The following is an 18,437-nucleotide window of genomic DNA, read 5'->3' on the forward strand; positions in this document are numbered from 1 at the left end:
CACCCCACAAATTGCAGTAGATTCGCGACATTGCCAACAGATCGCGGCAAAAGACCCGCGACGACATAACATCGAGCGACAGACCATCATGAACCAGCGCGCCGCCGGACCCGAATTCGCCATGAGCTTTACCCAGGACGCGGTTTGTCTGGAACGTCGCGAGGGCCATGACTGGCAGCCCGTGGGACAGGCGCTGTTCGCGGGCGGCGGCATGGCCGCGACATTGAACGCGCTGCGCGACGAGGCAGGCGGCAGCGGCGACGATGCCGCCGACGTCGTTCTGGTGATTCCCGACGATCAGGTTCTCTATACCTCGGTGACGGTGCCGGTCGGATCCGACACGCCGACCGTGATCGGGCGGATCCTCGAATCGATGACCCCCTACCGGGCCGAGGATCTGGCCTTCGACTGGTGCCCCGCTGCCAATGGAGACATCGAGACGCTGCGGGTGGCCGCCGTCGCCCGCCGCACGCTGGACGAGGCCGAGGAATTCGCCCGCGCGCAGGGATTCCGCCCCTCCGGCTATCTCTCGCGGCCAGGCGATGAACGCTTTGACGGCCTGCCCGATTTCGGGCTGAGCAAGCTGGCGCGGCAGCAAACAGAAAGACCGCCGTTCAGCCAGCCCGATCTCAGCCGGGCGCGCATCACCGCCCCGGTCATCACCGATGACGGCCTGCGGGCCCCGGCCGCGATCTCGCGCATCGTGCCGCATGTGGCGCCCGTTGCGCCTGCGGGACGGCTGCCAGACGCGGCGCCGGTTCAGCCTGCTGCCGCATCGGCCGAAGGTGCCCCGTCCAATGACTTGGAACAATCATCCACGAAAAGCGCGGGCGATGCGCGGGCCGGGCGCGCGGACATGGCCGCCGTGCCGGATACGGATCCCTCCGCAGCGCCGGTGATCCGGCATGGCGAGCGCAAGCCGATCGCCACGCCCTTGCCTGTCGGAGGCCCGAAACCGCGTCTGTCCCCCCGCGCCGAGGCGATCCATGCCCGCGCCGGCGACGCCCGCGCCCGCCGCGAAAGCGAACCCGCCGCCCCGGCCGCGTCCGCGTTGCTGATGCGCCTGCGTCAGTTCAACCCGGGTCGTCTTTCTGTGCTGATGGCCGCGCTGGTCGGGATGCTGGTGCTGGTTCTTGTCCTTTTCGGCGGCCGCGGCGACAAGACAGGGATTGCCAGCCCCGCCGAACCCGCGGCCACGGCGCCGGAACCCGCGACGCCCGCGGTTACCGCTGCGGCAACGACGCCGTCCGAACCAGCCGAACCGCCGGTTCTGGACACGATCGCCTCGGCCGATCCGGCAGCGGCGGCCGGTGTCCCGGACAAAGCCCCGGCCCAGCCCGATTCACAAGCCGATGGCGCGCTGACCCGCGCGTTGCGCGAGGCGATGACACAGCAACAATCCGTCGCGGAAGCTGCCTCGCGGCAGCCGGTTTCACAACAACCCGCCGGGGCCGGGTCCAGCCCGGTCAGCGCCGCGACGATGGCCAGCGCTGCGCTGGAAAACGCCCCCACCGGCACAGCCACGCCCGAAACTGCCACGGCTGCGACGACAACGGCGGACCGGCCCACCGCGGCCCCAACGGCGGAAAGGCAGCCCGGCCCCGAGGCGGCGGCCGCCCCCGACGCACCGGCCGCGGCTCACAATCTGGCCAGTTCCGCCCGTCCGCCGCGCGCCGCGCCGGCGCGGGCAACGCAGCCCGCCCGCCCGGATGGTGTTCCCAGCGTGCCGCGCGATCCGCAACCCTTCGCACAGCGCAGCCAGCCCGAACCGCCGCGCGTCGCCGGTATCCGCCCGCCAGAGCGGCCCGCCGCCGGCACGCCGCGCGCAACCCCCGCGACAGCGCGCCCCGCGGCGACACCGGCGCCCGCATCGGCGGCGACCACCCCGCCCGAGGTTCCGGCCACCAGGCCGGCCGGCTCGTCGCGCCGTCCTCCCTCGCGCCCCGACAATCTGGGTTCGATCGAGGAAGGCAGCGCGGCCGAGGATGGTCAGCCCAAGCAGCTGACCCGGGCCGAACGCCAGTCGGCGCTGCAATTGCTGCGCGATCTGCGCAAGGCAGAGGTCGGTCCTACCGGCCTTGATGCGGCCGAGCGCGGCGCGCTGATCGTGCTGGCCCAGGCCCGTCCGCAGCGCAAGCCGGTCTCGGTCGGCGCCGCCGCGCAGAGCGCGGTCGAGAACGCGCTGACCGCCGCCATCGAAAGCTCGGCCAGGCCCGAATCGCGATCCGGCGCGGATGTCGGCGCCCGCCGCGATGACCGCCTTGCCCGCCTCGCCCGGTCCGTCAGACCGCCCGCCCGGCCCGGCGAAAGAAACATTGCCAAAGGTGACGCCGGCGGCGGTGGACCAGGCAATGCCAGCCTGACGCGGGCCGCCATCGACGATGCCATCGCCAGCGCCGTCTCGAACAGTTCAGCCATGCCGGGCGCCGTCGCTTTGACGGCGCTTTCTTCATCCGCGCTTCCGCCGCGCCGCAACGGGGGCGCAAGCGAAACCGCCGCCGCGCCGGCGGCGCCCACGGCCGACGACCTGCGCGCCGCCGCCGAAGCCCAGCAGGAAGAACGCGCCCGCGAAGCCGCGCTGGCAGAACAGCGGCGCCAAGACGCCGAATTGCAGGCCCAGGCAGAGGCGCGGGCGCGGGCCCAGGCCGCCGCCGATGCCCGCGCCGAGGCGCAGGCCCGCGCCCAGGCCGAGGCCCGCGCCCGCGCCCAGGTCGAGGCCGAGCGTCTGGCCGCCACGCGCCGCCAGCGATCATACACCCCGCCCGAGGCCGAGAACGAACCCGAGGTCCGCGGCGCCCTGCCCGATGGCCGGATCACCACCACCGCGGCGGCGACGGCAACCGTCAAGGAGGGCATTCAGGTCAACCGCACCCAGATCATCGGCACGATCGGCGCGGGCAAGGCCAGCCGGGCCCTGATCCGCCTGTCGAACGGTCGCGTTCTGACCCTGCGTCTGGGCGACAGGATCAACGGCGGCACCATCACCGAAATCGGCAACAGCCGGATCACCTTCGTGAAGGGCGGACGCGCGCAGCAGCTTGCGGTGCTGAACGGCCAATAGCGGGGATGGAAGGCTTTCTGCTGCTGGCCACGGTCTATCTGATCAGCATGGTGGTGGCCGTGCCCATTTCGGCGCGGCTGGGGCTGGGCTCGGTCCTGGGCTATCTGATCTGCGGCATCCTGATCGGGCCGGTGCTGAACCTGACCGGCGGCCGGATGTCGGATCTTCAGAATTTCGCGGAATTCGGCGTCGTGATGATGCTGTTCCTGATCGGGCTGGAACTGGAGCCGCGCAGCCTGTGGGACATGCGAAGTCGGCTGATCGGGCTGGGCGCGGCGCAGGTCCTGATCACGCTGGCCATTTTCGCGCTGATCGCTGCGGCCTTCGGCGCGGCCTGGCCGCAGGCGATCGTTCTGGGCATGATCCTGTCGGTCAGTTCGACCGCGATCGTGCTGCAGACCCTGACCGAAAAGGGGCTGATGCAGACGGCCGGCGGGCGATCCATCTTCTCGGTCCTGCTGGCGCAGGATATTGCGGTGATCCCGATGATCGCGCTGATGCCGCTGCTGGCGCCCTTCGGACAGCCCGCCGCAGAGGTCGGGGCCCAGGAGGGCGAGCATCTGGGCCAGTCCATGATGGCGGGGCTGCCCGGTTGGGGCACGGCGCTGGTGACCATCGGCGCCGTGCTGGCGGTGATCGTGCTGGGCCAATATCTGATCCGCCCGGTCTTCCGCTTTGTCATCGCCTCGCGCCTGCGCGAGATGGAGACCGCCATGGCGCTGCTGATCGTGGTTGGCATCGCCTCGCTGATGATCCTTGTCGGGCTGCCGCCGGCACTGGGCACCTTTCTGGCCGGGGTGATGCTGGCGCGGTCCGAATTCCGTCATGAGCTGGAAGCCCAGATCGAACCGTTCAAGGGTCTTCTGCTGGGGCTTTTCTTCATCACCGTCGGCGCGGGCATGGATTTTGCGATGCTGGCCGATCGCCCTTTGCCGATCCTGACCGCCGCGGCCGCGCTGATCGCCGTGAAGGCCGCGATCCTCTGGGTCATTGCCCGGTCCCACCGGATGGACGGACGGGCGCGCACGCTGTTCACGCTGTCGCTGGCGCAGGCTGGCGAGTTCGGCTTTGTCCTTGTCTCCTACGCCGTCGTGCTGCTGATCCTTCCCGCCGATCTTGCCAAGGCGATGTTGCTGGTCATCGCGCTCAGCATGCTGGCGACGCCGCTGCTGTTCATCCTCTATGATCAGGCGACGCGCCGCATCGGCGATGCCCGCGCCGAGGAACAGCCCGACGCCATCGACGAACAGCAGCCGATCATCATCGCGGGCATCGGCCGGTTCGGTCAGGTGGTCAACCGTCTGGTCAGCATGTCGGGTTTCCGAACCACGGTCCTGGACCACGATCTGAAACTGATCCAGTTGATGCGGCAATTCGGGTTCAAGGGCTATTTCGGCGATCCCTCGCGCCCCGAGATCCTGACCGCTGCCGGACTGGACAAGGCCCGCATCCTGGTCGCTGCGCTGGACGATCCCGAGGCCAATCTGAAGCTGATCCGCTATGCCCGCGAACGGCGCCCCGACCTGCATATCATCGCCCGCGCCCGCGACCGGGTGAACGTCTATCAACTTCATTCTGCCGGTGCGAACGACATCGTGCGCGAAACCTTCGACAGCTCGCTGCGCGCCGGCCGCTATGTGCTGGAAAACGCCGGCCTGTCGGAATACGAGGCGTCCGAACTGGAAAAGATCTTCTACCGGCTGGACCGCGCATCGCTGCGGGAACTGGCCGAGATCTGGAAGCCGGGCCTGCCACTGGACCAGAACGAAGCCTACATCACCCGCAGCCGCGAACTGAACCGCACGCTGGAAGCGGCGCTTCTGGAACGCTTTGCCGAGAAATCCGACCCCTACCCGGCCGGAGCGGACGAAGCCGATCCCGAACACGGACTTGGTCCCGCCGGCCCTGGCCCGCGGCCTGGCGGACGGTTCTGATTGCGGTTTCAACCCAAGGATACGGCAAGGTTCACCGCCAGCGCCAGGATCACGGTATTGAAGAAGAAGGACAGCGCCGAATGCAGCGTCGCGATACGCCGCAGCCTCGTGTCCCGGATCGCGACGTCCGAGGTCTGCGCCGTCATGCCAAGCGTAAAGCTGAAATAGACGAAATCCCACACGCCCGGATCATGGGTGTCGGGGAAATCCAGCCCCCCGGCCGCCTTGCCGCTGCCCTGCCGGGCGTAATAGCGCGAGGCATAGTGGAATGCCATGACCATGTGCAGCGTGGCCCATCCCAGCGGCACGGACAGGACCGCCAGCAGCGGCTGCAGCGCGCTGTCCTGACCCTTGGCGGTCCCAAGCGCGCCGATCACGGCGGAGAGCGACAGCGCGATGGCGGCGACCGCCAGTGCGACGATCAGACCGGCGCCCTCGTCGTCCTCGCGGCCATGCCGGCGCAGATCACCCGCCGTGAGGTGACGGGCGTGCAGGCCCGAGGCCGCCAGATAGACGGCAAAGAACAGATCCCCGCCCAGCAGCACCCGGTCGATGATGCCGCGCGGCGCGACAAGCACGGCCAGCGCACCAACCGCCAGCGCGACCAGAAACCGCGAATGCCTGCGCCAGACGCCGCGCATCGGATCACAGGGGCGTCTGCTGGTGCGCGATCAGCCGCCAGCCGTCGTCGCGCCGGATCCAGGTGCTGGAACAGAACGCCCTGTAGGTGATGCCCTCGCGCATCGCCGTGGCGCGATAGGCGAGGATCGTCACATCATCGCTTTCGGTGACATGGCGCTGGTCCATGACGATGCTGTCCCATCGCGGGGCGCCGCCCAATCTGCTGGCGATGGCGCGACCCTGAAGGATGCCCGTCGGGGCGAAGACCATCACCGCCGCCTCGTCCAGCCTGCGGATCGCCTCGGCGGCGCTGCCGGTCCAGAAAATCTGCTCGGTCGCCCAAAAATCCCGGTTCATCCATCCAGCCTTTCGATCGTCCATCCATCCCGTTCCAGAAGCCGCAGCACGCCCTGATCACCCGGAAGATGCAGCGCGCCGAATCCCGCGATGATGCCCTTGCCGGATTTCGCGGCCTCGGCCGCGCCCCGGGTCAGTGGCGCGATCCAGCTTTGGTTGCGCCGATCCATCAACTGCGTCCTGGCCAGCGTCATCTGTTCATCGACAGACTGCCGGTCCAGACCGGATTCGCGATAGGCGTCCTGTCGGCTGAATTCCCAGATCGCCCAGACATCGCCCCGGAAATAGGCGTTGGCCAGCGTCACGGCATAATCGTCGGCATGGGCCGCCATCGGCAGCGAGGCGCGGATCATGTCCAGTTCCTGCGCGGGGCTCAGATCCCGGAACAGGGCGAAGATGGTGTTCCAGGGCTCCAATGCGCGAACGGGCAGGTCAACGGCCTGTGCGCTCTGGATCAGCCTATCATCCAGGCCGCCGCCCTCGGCGCCATTCCCGGCCATCTGCCGCATCATGCAGGGACTGATTCCCAGCATCATCGCCACGTACCACGGCCGCAGCTTCGCGGTCACGATCGCAGGCGTTCCGCGCAGGGCCATCGCATCCGACAGCAGCGACCATTCCGCCCCGGACAGACGCTCGGGCAGGGTCGCGCCGTCGGGGTTCACCATCAGCGTCGGATCCTCGGCCAGGGCCTGCTTCAGCCGCGCCTTTTCCTTCGGTCCCGCCTCGACATACAGCGCGGCGGCGTCCTGCATGGGCCCGGACAGCCGCCGCATCGTCGAATCGTGACGCGGATCGGCGAAATGGAAGGTGCCGACCAGCGTCATGACCATGGTGTCCTTGCGGGCCTGCCACAGAATGCCCCGGTTGAAAGGCGCATCGGCAACCGCGCGGTCAAGCTGTTCGTGCTGATCCTGCGGCAGGGCGGCGATCAGGTCGGTGCCGACACATTCCGCCGTGGCCGCAGCCCCCCCCGACCACAGCATCAGCACGCCAGCCAACAAGACCCGATTCATGCCTGCCCTTTCTTGTCTGGCAATCCGTTCCGCACAGGCTGACATATCCGCCCGGCAGCGACCAGCCGAAGCGCGATTTTTGTCCGCTTGCGGCGTTGACACCGGCCGTGACCAAGCCTAGATCACCGCCATTGGCACTCATAGAGAGTGAGTGCCAACAGCACTGCAACCTGAAACACGGAGTGTTCCAATGGCATTCAAACCGCTGCATGACCGGGTTCTGGTCCGCCGCGTCGAATCCGACGAAAAGACCAAGGGCGGCCTGATCATTCCGGACAGCGCCAAGGAAAAGCCCGCCGAGGGCGAGATCATCTCGGTCGGCGAGGGCGCGCGCAAGGATTCGGGCGAGCTGATCGCACCGTCGGTCAAGGCGGGTGATCGCATCCTGTTCGGCAAATGGTCGGGCACCGAAGTCACCATCGACGGCGAAGAGCTGCTGATCATGAAGGAAAGCGACATCCTGGGCATCATCGCCTGAGATCCGTCCCGCTTCCTTCAACGATAAATTCAGGAGAAACAAATGGCTGGTAAAGAAGTCAAGTTTAGCACGGATGCCCGTGACCGGATGCTGAAAGGCGTCAACATTCTGGCCGACGCCGTGAAGGTCACGCTGGGCCCCAAGGGTCGCAACGTCGTCATCGACAAGTCCTTCGGTGCACCCCGGATCACCAAGGACGGCGTCACCGTCGCCAAGGAAATCGAACTGACCGACAAGTTCGAGAACATGGGCGCGCAGATGGTCCGCGAAGTCGCGGCCCGCACCAATGACGAGGCCGGCGACGGCACCACCACCGCCACCGTTCTGGCCCAGGCCATCGTCAAGGAAGGCATGAAGGCGGTTGCCGCCGGCATGAACCCGATGGACCTGAAGCGCGGCATCGACCTGGCCACCACCAAGGTCGTCGAAGCCATCAAGGCCGCCTCGCGTCCGGTCAACGACAGCGACGAAGTCGCGCAGGTCGGCACCATCTCGGCCAACGGCGAAGCGTCGATCGGCCGCCAGATCGCCGACGCGATGCAGAAGGTCGGCAACGAGGGTGTCATCACCGTCGAAGAAAACAAGGGCATGGAGACCGAGGTCGAAGTCGTCGAAGGGATGCAGTTCGACCGTGGCTATCTGTCGCCCTATTTCGTGACCAACCCCGACAAGATGGTCGCCGAACTGGAAGATTGCTACATCCTGCTGCACGAGAAGAAGCTTTCCTCGTTGCAGCCCATGGTTCCGCTGCTGGAATCGGTGATCCAGTCGCAGAAACCGCTGCTGATCGTGGCCGAAGACGTCGAAGGCGAGGCTCTGGCCACGCTGGTCGTCAACAAGCTGCGCGGCGGCCTGAAGATCGCTGCCGTCAAGGCGCCGGGCTTCGGCGACCGGCGCAAGGCCATGCTGCAGGATCTCGCGATCCTGACCGGCGGCCAGGTGATCAGCGAAGATCTGGGCATGAAGCTGGAAAACGTGACCATCGACATGCTGGGCACGGCCAAAAAGATCACGATCAACAAGGACAACACCACCATCGTCGATGGCGCCGGTGAAAAGTCCGAGATCGAGGCCCGCGTCAGCCAGATCCGCCAGCAGATCGAGGAAACCACTTCGGATTACGACAAGGAAAAACTGCAGGAACGCGTGGCCAAGCTGGCCGGCGGTGTTGCCGTGATCCGCGTCGGCGGCATGAGCGAAGTCGAAGTGAAAGAGCGCAAGGACCGTGTCGATGACGCGCTGAACGCGACCCGCGCGGCCGTTCAGGAAGGTGTCGTCGTCGGCGGCGGTGTGGCCCTGGTTCAGGGTGGCAAGGCGCTGGAAGGCCTGAAGGGCGAGAACTCGGATCAGGAAGCCGGCATCGGCATCGTGCGCCGTGCGCTTGAGGCACCGATGCGGCAGATCGCGGAAAACGCCGGCGTCGACGGCGCTGTCGTGGCGGGCAAGGTGCGCGAATCCAGCGACAAGGCCTTTGGCTTCAACGCGCAGACCGAGGAATATGGCGACATGTTCAAGTTCGGCGTGATCGATCCGGCCAAGGTCGTGCGCACCGCACTGGAAGACGCTTCCTCGGTCGCGGGTCTGCTGATCACCACCGAAGCCATGATCGCCGAAAAGCCCGAACCGAAAGGCCAGGGCGGTGGCGGAATGCCCGACATGGGCGGCATGGGTGGCATGGGCGGCATGATGTAATCATCCCCCCTGCCCTTGGCAGAACGGAAAGGGCGTCCTTCGGGACGCCCTTTTTCATTGCGGTGCTGCAGCCCCGGGCCGCGAAACGGCGCCGTCTCAATCCTTGACCAGAGGCTCCACCGCCATGGCATTGCACAGCGATTTGAAACGGGAATGGGCGACCTCGCCCATCAATTGCCGCCCGGTCCGGGTCAGCGTCAGTTCCAGCACCGATTTCCTGGCGGCAAGCTTCAAGCTGCCGGCGTCGGAAGGATCGTCGATCGAGAACATCGCGCCGAATCGCATCGCCTTGCCCAGGATTTCGGCGTCGCGGATTTCCGCCTCGCTCAGCAGGGCAAACAGCGGCAGCATCGGCGATTTCGACCGGCTGTTCTTGTAGCGATGCAGCAGGGCCAGACCCAGAAACACGCGCTCGGGATGGCTCAGCGCGGCCATGTTCGCACGGGTCACGTTGTCGAAACAGGCCTCGGCGCGGTAGTCGGGATGGGCGCGCCAGGTCGTGTCGTGCAGCAGGCAGGCCGCGCGGATCAGGCGCTCGCGATCGGCCGGCACCCGGCCGAAGATCGGCAGCAGGAACTGATACAGCTTCTTGCCGAAGCCCGGCATCCGCGCCATCTGGCGTTCGGTGAAGCGGGCCGCCTCGATCAGCGGATCACGCTTGCGCAGCGTGTCGGACATATGCTCGTAGAGCAGCCCCTCGCGGATGCCGTAGCTGCTGATCGCCAGATCGGCGGGGCCGAAGGTCTCGACCAGTTCCGACAGCACCTGCGAGGCCAGCGGCACCAGTTCCATTCGCGAAGACGAGATCCCGACCCGGCCGCGCAATTCGTTCAAATCGTTCGCCCCGATCCAGTCCAGCGTGTCCGCGACCGCCTGCGGCGTCATGCGATATTCGTGCAGCACCGTCATCGGATAATCGGAACGTTCCATGTCCAGCCGCGCAATGGCCCGCCAGGATCCGCCGACCAGATAGATCCGCTGGTGATCCGTGCCCATCCGTTGCGCCAGATCGGCCATGATCGAACGGATGTGGGCTTTCAGCCCGTCCTTGCCGCCCTTGATCTGTTGCAGCCGGAACGGCCCCAGTTGCGAGGTCGCCCGCCGTCCGACCTTGCCATCCTTCAGTTCTGCCAGCTCCATGGAATTGCCGCCGATGTCGCAGACCAGCCCGTTCGCGCCGGGCCAGCCCAGCAGCACGCCCTGCGCGGACAGACGGGCTTCTTCCTCGCCGTCGATGACCCACATCCTGATGCCGGTCTCGCGTTCGATTCGCGCCTGAAAGTCGGGCCCGTCCTCGGCCTCGCGCACGGCGGCGGTGGCGACGCAGGTCAGCGGCTCGATATCCATGCCCTTGGCCAGCGCGGCAAACCGGCTGAGCGCGGCAAAGCCACGCTCGACGCCCGCCGGGTTCAGGCGCCCGGTCGAGGCCATCTCGGCCCCCAGACCGGCCATGACCTTTTCATTGTAGAAATAGGCGGGCGAACGCGCGGCACCGTCAAACACCACCAGACGGATCGAGTTCGAACCGACATCGACCACGCCGACCCGTTTCAACGCCCGTTTGGGAAGTGTGTCGAACATCTTGCCGAAAGGCTCGATCTGCCGGCCGGTATTGGTCCGCACGCCGTTCATTCCCAGGCCCCCTGCTTGCGCATTGGCCCCGTTAATGGCCCGTGATGGCGTCCCGGTCAATCCGGCGAATGGGTCAGCGCCGGAACGTCGCGCGCACCCGCCGTGCCGCGTCCTGAAAGCGAGGGGTTTTCCATGAAGAATCGGTGGCAGTTGAACAGATCATCGCGCCCATCGGGCAGATAGCGCACGAAACGCCCGTCGGGTTGCAGCAGCCAGCTTTGCGCCTCGTCGGCCATGTTGGCGGCCATGACCTGGCTGACGATCTGCGCCTTGACCGTCTCGTTGACGCATTCGACCAGCGTTTCGACGCGCCGGTTCAGGTTGCGGTCCATCAGGTCGGCCGAACTGATGAACACCCGCGCCTTTTTCGACGGCAGGCCAAAGCCGTTGCCGAAACAGATGATGCGGGAATGTTCCAGATAGCGGCCGACAATGGATTTCACGCGAATATTTTCAGACAAGCCACTGATACCTGGCCTTATTCCGCAAATTCCGCGTACGACGAGGCTGATCTTGACCCCCGCCGCGCTGGCCGCGTAGAGCGATTCGATCATGTCCTTTTCGATCAGCGAATTGGCCTTGCACCAGATCGCGGCGGGTCGTCCGGCCCGGGCCATCTCGGCCTCGCGCGCGATCAGTTCCAGCAGCCGGTCTTTCAGCCCGATGGGCGAGATGGCAAGGTTTTCCAGCCCCGCCGGCTGAACATAGCCCGAGAGATAGTTGAAGACCCGCGTCGCATCCCGGCCCAGGGCCGGATCGCAGGTGAACAGCGACAGATCGGTATAGATTCGCGCCGTGATCGGGTGGTAGTTGCCGGTCCCGTAATGGGTATAGGTGACCAGGCTTTCGCCCTCGCGCCGGACGATGGCGCTGATCTTGGCGTGGGTCTTGTAGTTCACGAAGCCGTAGACGACATGGGCGCCGGCCCGCTCCAGGCGCCGCGACTGGCGGATATTGGCGGCCTCGTCGAAGCGGGCCTTCAATTCGACCAGCGCGGTCACCGACTTGCCCGCCTCGGCGGCCTCGCAAAGCGCATCGACGATCGGACTGTCACGGCTGGTGCGATACAGGGTCTGCTTGATCGCCAGCACGTCAGGGTCGCGCGCCGCCTGCTGCAGGAAACGCACCACCATGTCGAAGGTCTCGTAGGGATGCTGCAGCAGCATGTCCTTTTGCCGGATCGCGGCGAACATGTCGCCGTGGTGATCCTGCACCCGTTCCGGCACACGAGGGGTGAAGCCGGGCCATAACAGGTCGCGACGATCATCCAGCACCAGTTCGCGCAGATCGGCCATCCCCAGAAGGCCCTCGACCTCGATCACCTCGTCGGGGCCGACTTCCAGTTCCTCCATGATCAGCCGCCGCAGCCGGTCGGGCGCGCCATGGGTGATCTTCAGCCGGATCACGCTGCCGCGGCGGCGGCGTTTCAGCGCGGTCTCGAATTCACGGACCAGATCCTCGGCCTCTTCCTCGACCTCCAGATCGCTGTCGCGCAAGACCCGGAAGGCGCAATGGCCGATATCGCGATAGCCGGGAAAGAGACTGCCGAGATGCATCAGCAGCAATTCCTCGAGCCGCAGGAATCGCCCGCCCCCCGGCAGCGGAACGAAGCGAGGAAGCTGGGCCGGGATCGGCAGCAGGGCCTGCATCTGACGTCCATCCGTCTGCCGGGCCAGTTCCAGCGCCAGCGAGAAGCCGGTATTGGGGATGAAGGGAAACGGATGGGCCGGGTCGATGGCCAGCGGCGACAGGACCGGAAAGACCCTGGTCTCGAAATAGCGGTGCAGGAACTCCTCTTCGCTGCGGGTGATGTTGCTGCGCGACAGGATGACGATGCCGGCCTCTTCCATCTCGCGGCGCAGGCGGTTCCAGACGCCTTGCTGCGCGCTCATCAGGCGGCGGGCGTCGGTGTTGATCAGCGCGAGTTGCTCGGCGGCGGTGCGTCCGTCGTCGGAGGGCGTGGTGTTTCCCTCGCGCACCAGTTCGCGCAGCCCCGCCACGCGGACGGTGTAGAATTCATCCAGATTGGTCGCGCTGATCGAGACGAAGCGCAGCCGTTCCAGCAGCGGAACGCGGGCATTGCGCGCCTCGTCCAGAACCCGCCAGTTGAAGGACAGCCAGCTGATTTCACGGTTGAAGAACCGCGCCGCCCCCTGCGGCGGGCCTCCGGGCAGGTCCTGCGGTTCGGGAAAGGGATGGCGGAGAAAATCGGCCTGGGTCATCGCGTCTGCAACAATGCTGGGAAACGGCGCCGATCATGCCTCGGCAGGCGTCAGGATGTCCAGCGCCTCGGCCGCCATCCGGCGTGTCACCGGGCCCTGCGCGGCCATCGCGGCGCGGTCGATCGCCGCGACAAGGCGCCGGGCAAGCCCCAGATCGCGGTCCATGCGCAGAACCAGCCAGTCGATCAGCCCGGCCGGAACCGCCAGTTGCCGGTCCGCGAACAGCTTGACAAGCACGGCGGCCAGCAGCGTCTCGTCCGGCGGGCCCAGTCGGACCTGCGGCATCGCGTCCATGCGCGAACGCAGATCGGGCAGCACCAGCCCCCAGTCGCGCGGCGCCCGGCGCGCGGTCATCAGCAGCAGGCAATCGCGTGGCCCGCAAAGATTCCACAGATGGAACAGCGCCTGTTCGGCGCCGGCCGCAAAGCCCGCATGATCGGCATCCTCGACGACCAGCGCGCCGCCGTCAGCGGCCAGTGCATCGGCCGCGTCCGGCCGCAGGCTGGCGGCCGACAGCCGGCGCGCGCCGTTCTCGGCCGCCCAGAAGGCGGCGAGGTGGGTCTTGCCCGCCCCTTCCGGGCCGATCAGCAACATCCGTCCCTGCGGCCATGCCTGTGGCGAATCCAGCATCGCCAGGGCCGCCTGATTGGCCGAAGCAGGCAGGAAGTCGGCGCGCGCATGGGCCGGCGGGGTGGTCAGATCCAGCGTCAGTTGCCGCGACATCCTGGCCTCACGCCTCGCGGTCGCGTCGCAGGTCTTCCTGCATCGTCTCGATCTGCGCGGCGGCAAGGCTGCGGTCGGCCTGCAACCGCGCCTCGACCAGCGCCTTCGCGACGGTGCCGCGCGGCACGATCTCGACCAGCGTCGGCGTGTCCGGTTCGGCCGGCACGGTCTGGCCGGTATAAAGTGCGCTTTCGCGGTAACGCTCGGTCAGGAAGCGGGCCAGAACCCCAAGCGCCGCCGCCATCGGAACCGCCATGACCAGGCCGACAAAGCCGAACAGCGCGCCGAAGACCGACAGCGCCAGCAGCAGCCAGACCGGATGCAGCCCGACATGGCCGCCGACGATCTTGGGTTGCAGGTAGTTGCCCTCGACCACCTGTCCAAGCGCAAAGATCGCGATCACCGCGCCAACCCATAGCGGATCGCCCCAGAAGCTGAACAGGGCGACGCCGATCGCCGTGATGCCGCCGATCAGAACCCCGACATAGGGGATGAAGGACAAGGCCGCCGCCATGATCCCGATGAAGAAGCCGAAGGGCAGCCCGACCAGCATCAGCGCGATGGAATACCAGGTTCCCAGAATCAGGATCACCAACCCCTGCCCGCGCACGAATCCCGACAGCGCGAGGTCGATCTCGGATGCGAGCCGACGCAGGACCGGGGCGTGTTCGCGCGGCAGCAGCCGGTCGATCTCGGATACCATGCGGTCCCAGTCCAGCAGCAGATAGAAGGCCACGACCGGGACGATGACCAGCAGCGCCACGGTGCTGATCACACCGCCGAGCGAGCTCATGATGGTCTGGGCGATCCGGCTCCATTGGTCGCCCATCGCCTTGCCCAGATCGCTGATCGCCGAGGCGACGGTGCCGTCTTCGGGCATCAGTTGCGGAAACCGGGCGGTGACGAAAGCGCGGGCCTGATCGAACATCTCGGGCGCGGTGTCGATCAGCGCGACCGCCTGCCGCACGAGGATCGGCACGATCAGCAGGCTCACGGCAACGAACAGCAGGATCGCCGCCAGGGTGATCACCGCAACCGCCATGGTCCGCGACAGGCCGGCCCGCTCCAGCCGGTCGGCCAGCGGATCCAGAAGATAGGCGATGCCCGCCCCGAGGATGAAGGGCAGCACGGCCTGACCCAGCAGCCACATGGCGATCAGCAGGGCCAGCGCCGCGACGCCCCACCAGATCAGTTGCCGCTGAACGGGCATGTGCATTGCCGGCCTCGTCATGTTCACATTGTCGCGAATGTGGCTGTCTCAAGCCGCGGTTGCAAGGCTTCGCCTGCCGCGAGACGGCCGGTTCTTGGCAACCGGCGGCCGATCCGCTAACGCTGCGGCCGAGCCAGGTGAAGGATTCCGCCCATGCGTCTGTCGCGCTATTTCCTGCCCCTCCTGAAAGAGGATCCCAAAGAGGCCCAGATCGTCAGCCATCGGCTGATGTTGCGTGCGGGCATGATCAAGCAGCAGGCGGCGGGCATCTATTCCTGGCTTCCGATGGGCTACAAGGTGCTGCGCCGGATCGAACAGATCGTGCACGAGGAACAGCAGCGCGCGGGCCATGTTCCGCTGCTGATGCCGACGTTGCAGCCCGCCGATCTGTGGCGCGAGAGCGGCCGCTATGACGATTACGGCGAAGAAATGCTGCGCATCCGTGATCGCCACAAGCGCGATCTGCTCTACGGGCCCACCAATGAGGAGATGATCACCGACATCTTCCGGTCGGGCGTGAACAGCTACAAGGATCTGCCGCTGACCCTGTATCACGTGCAGTGGAAATTCCGCGACGAGATCCGGCCACGTTTCGGGGTCATGCGGGGCCGGGAATTCCTGATGAAGGACGGCTATAATTTCGACCTGACCAGGGAAGACGCGCTGCACGCCTATAACCGGCACCTGGTCAGCTATCTGCGCACCTACGAACGGATGGGGCTGCGGGCGATCCCGATGCGCGCCGACAGCGGTCCGATCGGCGGCGACGACACGCATGAATTCCTGGTCCTCGCCGAGACCGGCGAATCCGAGGTCTTCTATGACAGTGCAATCACCGACCTGACCTTCGGAGACCGGCAGATCGACTACGACAGCCACGAGGAATGCCAGGCGGTGATGGACGAATTCACCAGCCGCTATGCCCGCACCGACGAAACCCACGACCCGGCACTGTTCGATCAGATCCCGCAGGAACGCCGCCGCCAGGCCCGCGGCATCGAGGTCGGCCAGATCTTCTATTTCGGCACCAAGTATTCCGAACCGATGGGCGCCACCGTCGTCGGCCCCGACGGCGCCAGGGTTCCGGTCCACATGGGCAGCCACGGCATCGGCGTCAGCCGCCTGCTGGGCGCGATCATCGAGGCCAGCCACGACGACAAGGGCATCATCTGGCCCGAAGGCGTGACGCCCTTCCATGTGGGCCTTGTCAATCTGAAGCAGGGCGATTCCTCGACCGACAGCGCCTGCGAGGCGATCTATGCCGAATTGCAGGCGCGCGGGCTGGACCCGCTCTATGACGATCGGAACGAACGGGCGGGGGCGAAATTCGCGGCCATGGACCTGATCGGCCTGCCCTGGCGGATCACCGTCGGTCCGCGCGGTTTGTCGAACAACCGGGTCGAACTGACCTGCCGCAAGACCGGCGACAGCGAGGAAATGTCGCCCAAGGACGCCATCGCGCGGGTGACCGGGGTCTATCGCCCGATCCTCGCGATGCCGGCCCCGGCGCCGTGATCGGGCTGCTGCGGCTGGTCGTGGCGGTGGCATTTGCCGCCGCGCTGTCGCAGTTCCCGGCCTTTTCGGATCAGTATGTCCAGCGCCTTGGCGGTCGGGTCGATGCCCTGGCGCGTGTCGCCGCCGAATTCGACGCCAGTGCCGAACGCGCCGGGCTGACACGGGTCGAGGCGCTGGCCGACCTGTCGGGCAGCACCTTCCGCGACGCCCATCAGGCCGACATGCGCCGCACCTTCCGGCGGCTGGACCGTGCGCGCGCCGATTTGCAGATGCTGCGGCTGGCCGGTCCGCTGGAACGCATGGCCCTGCCCCATCGCCTGCGCGACAGCGAGACGCTGAAGGCCACCTGGGGCGATTTCCGGCCCGCGTTTCCCGTGACCCGCGCGGGATTGATTGCCGCGGGCATCGGATTTCTTCTGGGCTGGCTGCTGGCCTCTCTGCCGCGCCTGTTGCTGGGCGGGGGCCGGGAACGGCTGGGCTGGCGCTGATCGCCGCAAGCGCGCCGCCGCACCTGACCGCGACGCCCCAAGCCTGCCCGAACAGGCAGGCGTGACGTTGCGACATCGTGCTTTTCTTTTGGGCAGCGGGCTTCTAACCTGACGCGCAGGACAACGTTCCAACTGGGAGAAAAGTCAATGAAGAAGCTGCTTCTGGCCAGTGCCGCCGGCGTACTGATCGCCGGTGCCGCCGGCGCCGAGGAGATCAAGATGGGGATTTCGCTGGGCTTCACCGGCCCGCTGGAATCGATGGCGCCCGCGATGCGCGACGGCGCCGAACTGGCGATGAAGGAAATCAGCGATTCCGGCCTGCTGCTGGACGGATCGACCGTGACCCCGGTCGAGGGCGATTCGACCTGCGCCGACGCGGCCGCCGCGACCGCGACCGTCGAGCGCCTGATCACCGCCGAAAAGGTCAAGGGCATCGTCGGCGGCATGTGTTCGGGCGAGACCATCGCCTCGCTGGAAAACGTGGCCAAGCCGAACGGCATCGTCATGATCTCGCCCTCGGCCACCTCGCCCGCGCTGTCAACGATCGAAGACAACGATCTGTTCTTCCGCACATCGCCGTCGGATGCGCGTCAGGGCGAGGTGATGTCCGACATCATCCTGGACCGCGGCATCAAGAACGTCGCCGTGACCTATACCAACAACGATTACGGCAAGGGGCTGGCCGACAGTTTCCAGGCCGCGTTCGAGAAGAAGGGCGGCACCGTCACCGTGAACAGCGCCCATGACGACGGCAAGGCCGATTATTCGGCCGAGGTCGCGGCGCTGGCCGCCGCGGGCGGCGACGCGCTGGTCGTGGCGGGCTATGTCGATCAGGGCGGCTCGGGCATCGTGCGCGCGGCGCTGGATACCGGCGCCTTTGACACCTTCGTCTTCCCCGACGGCATGGTCGGCCAGCAGCTTGTCGATAATTTCAAGTCCGAGATCGACGGCAGCTTCGGGCAGAACCCCGCCGCCGAAGGCGAGGGCCGCGACAAATATGTCGCGATGGCCAAGGAAGCGGGCTTCGACGGCACCGGCGCCTTCTCGGCCGAGGCCTATGACGCCGCATCGCTGATGCTGCTGGCGATGGCGGCCGCGAAATCCAGCGATCCGGCCGAATACAAGGGCAAGATCATGGATGTGGCCAATGCGCCGGGTGAAAAGATCCTGCCCGGCGAACTGGCCAAGGCGCTGGAGATCCTGAATGGCGGGGGCGACATCGATTATGTCGGCGCGACCTCGGTCGAACTGGTCGGCGCAGGCGAATCCGCCGGCATCTATCGTGAAGTCACCTTTGACGGTGGCAAGATGGAAGTCGTCGGCTATCGCTGAACCGCAACCCGTTGCTCCGGCCCGGCACCCGCGCGGTGCCGGGCCATTTTTCAGGGCCGGGGATGGAAAAGGCCCAGGATCGAAACCGCACGCCCCCCGGTGCTGCCGCGTCTCGGGGCGAATTCCGATCTTGGTGGAGCCGGAACGGGACGAGGC

Annotated in this window: 14 protein-coding genes; 7 read left to right on the forward strand and 7 right to left on the reverse strand. The window is 66.7% G+C overall.

Annotated features, from left to right (window positions below; genetic code table 11):
• Window positions 1-88: 88 nt before the first annotated feature.
• Together AC13CR_RS10835 and AC13CR_RS10840 are read left to right on the forward strand one after the other, a co-directional pair.
• Complete coding sequence (locus tag AC13CR_RS10835; RefSeq protein WP_292954848.1) at window positions 89-3,061, forward strand: hypothetical protein; 2,973 nt, start codon at window positions 89-91, stop codon at window positions 3,059-3,061.
• A gap of 5 nt (window positions 3,062-3,066) precedes the next feature.
• The gene (locus AC13CR_RS10840) at window positions 3,067-4,995 is read left to right on the forward strand and encodes a cation:proton antiporter domain-containing protein (protein WP_292954851.1); all 1,929 of its coding nucleotides are present in this window, start codon (window positions 3,067-3,069) and stop codon (window positions 4,993-4,995) included.
• 8 nt (window positions 4,996-5,003) lie between these two features.
• Here the strand turns inward: AC13CR_RS10840 and AC13CR_RS10845 are convergent, their stop codons facing one another.
• From AC13CR_RS10845 to AC13CR_RS10855, 3 genes are read right to left on the reverse strand one after another with little or no spacing between them, the layout of a single operon-like run.
• The gene (locus AC13CR_RS10845; RefSeq protein ID WP_292954854.1) at window positions 5,004-5,636 is read right to left on the reverse strand and encodes a DUF1345 domain-containing protein; all 633 of its coding nucleotides are present in this window, start codon (window positions 5,634-5,636) and stop codon (window positions 5,004-5,006) included.
• Between the two features lie 4 nt (window positions 5,637-5,640).
• Window positions 5,641-5,973 carry a nuclear transport factor 2 family protein gene (locus AC13CR_RS10850; RefSeq protein WP_292954857.1) on the reverse strand — a complete coding sequence of 111 codons (333 nt, stop codon included), beginning with the start codon at window positions 5,971-5,973 and terminating at the stop codon, window positions 5,641-5,643.
• Window positions 5,970-6,989: a TraB/GumN family protein gene (locus tag AC13CR_RS10855; RefSeq protein ID WP_482900827.1), complete on the reverse strand. Its 1,020-nt coding sequence runs from the start codon at window positions 6,987-6,989 to the stop codon at window positions 5,970-5,972. The genes AC13CR_RS10850 and AC13CR_RS10855 overlap by 4 nt, the downstream gene beginning before the upstream one ends.
• Window positions 6,990-7,179: 190 nt before the next feature.
• Here AC13CR_RS10855 and AC13CR_RS10860 point away from each other — a divergent pair, with 190 nt between their 5' ends.
• Window positions 7,180-7,467 (forward strand): co-chaperone GroES, encoded by a 288-nt coding sequence (locus AC13CR_RS10860; protein ID WP_292954863.1) that lies wholly within the window; start codon window positions 7,180-7,182, stop codon window positions 7,465-7,467.
• 42 nt (window positions 7,468-7,509) lie between these two features.
• The gene (gene groL, locus AC13CR_RS10865; protein WP_292978123.1) at window positions 7,510-9,159 is read left to right on the forward strand and encodes a chaperonin GroEL; all 1,650 of its coding nucleotides are present in this window, start codon (window positions 7,510-7,512) and stop codon (window positions 9,157-9,159) included.
• Window positions 9,160-9,255: 96 nt separating this feature from the next.
• Here groL and AC13CR_RS10870 read toward each other — a convergent pair whose 3' ends face one another.
• From AC13CR_RS10870 to AC13CR_RS10885, 4 genes are read right to left on the reverse strand one after another with little or no spacing between them, the layout of a single operon-like run.
• The gene (locus AC13CR_RS10870) at window positions 9,256-10,791 is read right to left on the reverse strand and encodes a Ppx/GppA family phosphatase (protein ID WP_292953930.1); all 1,536 of its coding nucleotides are present in this window, start codon (window positions 10,789-10,791) and stop codon (window positions 9,256-9,258) included.
• Window positions 10,792-10,847: 56 nt separating this feature from the next.
• Window positions 10,848-13,013 (reverse strand): RNA degradosome polyphosphate kinase, encoded by a 2,166-nt coding sequence (locus AC13CR_RS10875; RefSeq protein WP_292978122.1) that lies wholly within the window; start codon window positions 13,011-13,013, stop codon window positions 10,848-10,850.
• A 33-nt stretch (window positions 13,014-13,046) separates the two neighbouring features.
• A complete protein-coding gene (locus AC13CR_RS10880; RefSeq protein WP_292953936.1) occupies window positions 13,047-13,736 on the reverse strand; it encodes a P-loop NTPase family protein in 690 nt (229 codons plus the stop codon).
• Between the two features lie 7 nt (window positions 13,737-13,743).
• A complete protein-coding gene (locus AC13CR_RS10885) occupies window positions 13,744-14,967 on the reverse strand; it encodes an AI-2E family transporter (RefSeq protein WP_292953939.1) in 1,224 nt (407 codons plus the stop codon).
• Window positions 14,968-15,099: 132 nt separating this feature from the next.
• Here AC13CR_RS10885 and proS point away from each other — a divergent pair, with 132 nt between their 5' ends.
• From proS to AC13CR_RS10900, 3 genes are all read left to right on the forward strand, one after another.
• Window positions 15,100-16,461 carry a proline--tRNA ligase gene (gene proS, locus AC13CR_RS10890; protein ID WP_292953942.1) on the forward strand — a complete coding sequence of 454 codons (1,362 nt, stop codon included), beginning with the start codon at window positions 15,100-15,102 and terminating at the stop codon, window positions 16,459-16,461.
• Window positions 16,458-16,949, forward strand: coding sequence for a DUF2937 family protein (locus AC13CR_RS10895; protein WP_292953945.1), 492 nt, complete (start codon window positions 16,458-16,460; stop codon window positions 16,947-16,949). Before proS ends, AC13CR_RS10895 begins: the two co-directional genes overlap by 4 nt.
• A 147-nt stretch (window positions 16,950-17,096) precedes the next feature.
• Window positions 17,097-18,281: an ABC transporter substrate-binding protein gene (locus AC13CR_RS10900; protein ID WP_292953948.1), complete on the forward strand. Its 1,185-nt coding sequence runs from the start codon at window positions 17,097-17,099 to the stop codon at window positions 18,279-18,281.
• Window positions 18,282-18,437 lie beyond the last annotated feature (156 nt).

Source organism: Paracoccus sp. L-17 (assembly GCF_056857655.1).

What these genes read in the sequence shown, in the direction of transcription:
- AC13CR_RS10860 (WP_292954863.1), top strand. Translation starts at nt 7,180, where the DNA reads ATGGCATTCAAACCGCTGCATGACCGGGTTCTGGTCCGCCGCGTCGAA.
- AC13CR_RS10870 (WP_292953930.1), bottom strand. Translation starts at nt 10,791, where the DNA reads ATGAACGGCGTGCGGACCAATACCGGCCGGCAGATCGAGCCTTTCGGC.
- proS (WP_292953942.1), top strand. Translation starts at nt 15,100, where the DNA reads ATGCGTCTGTCGCGCTATTTCCTGCCCCTCCTGAAAGAGGATCCCAAA.
- groL (WP_292978123.1), top strand. Translation starts at nt 7,510, where the DNA reads ATGGCTGGTAAAGAAGTCAAGTTTAGCACGGATGCCCGTGACCGGATG.
- AC13CR_RS10840 (WP_292954851.1), top strand. Translation starts at nt 3,067, where the DNA reads ATGGAAGGCTTTCTGCTGCTGGCCACGGTCTATCTGATCAGCATGGTG.
- AC13CR_RS10885 (WP_292953939.1), bottom strand. Translation starts at nt 14,967, where the DNA reads ATGACGAGGCCGGCAATGCACATGCCCGTTCAGCGGCAACTGATCTGG.
- AC13CR_RS10875 (WP_292978122.1), bottom strand. Translation starts at nt 13,013, where the DNA reads ATGACCCAGGCCGATTTTCTCCGCCATCCCTTTCCCGAACCGCAGGAC.
- AC13CR_RS10845 (WP_292954854.1), bottom strand. Translation starts at nt 5,636, where the DNA reads ATGCGCGGCGTCTGGCGCAGGCATTCGCGGTTTCTGGTCGCGCTGGCG.
- AC13CR_RS10900 (WP_292953948.1), top strand. Translation starts at nt 17,097, where the DNA reads ATGAAGAAGCTGCTTCTGGCCAGTGCCGCCGGCGTACTGATCGCCGGT.
- AC13CR_RS10880 (WP_292953936.1), bottom strand. Translation starts at nt 13,736, where the DNA reads ATGTCGCGGCAACTGACGCTGGATCTGACCACCCCGCCGGCCCATGCG.
- AC13CR_RS10855 (WP_482900827.1), bottom strand. Translation starts at nt 6,989, where the DNA reads ATGAATCGGGTCTTGTTGGCTGGCGTGCTGATGCTGTGGTCGGGGGGG.
- AC13CR_RS10835 (WP_292954848.1), top strand. Translation starts at nt 89, where the DNA reads ATGAACCAGCGCGCCGCCGGACCCGAATTCGCCATGAGCTTTACCCAG.
- AC13CR_RS10850 (WP_292954857.1), bottom strand. Translation starts at nt 5,973, where the DNA reads ATGAACCGGGATTTTTGGGCGACCGAGCAGATTTTCTGGACCGGCAGC.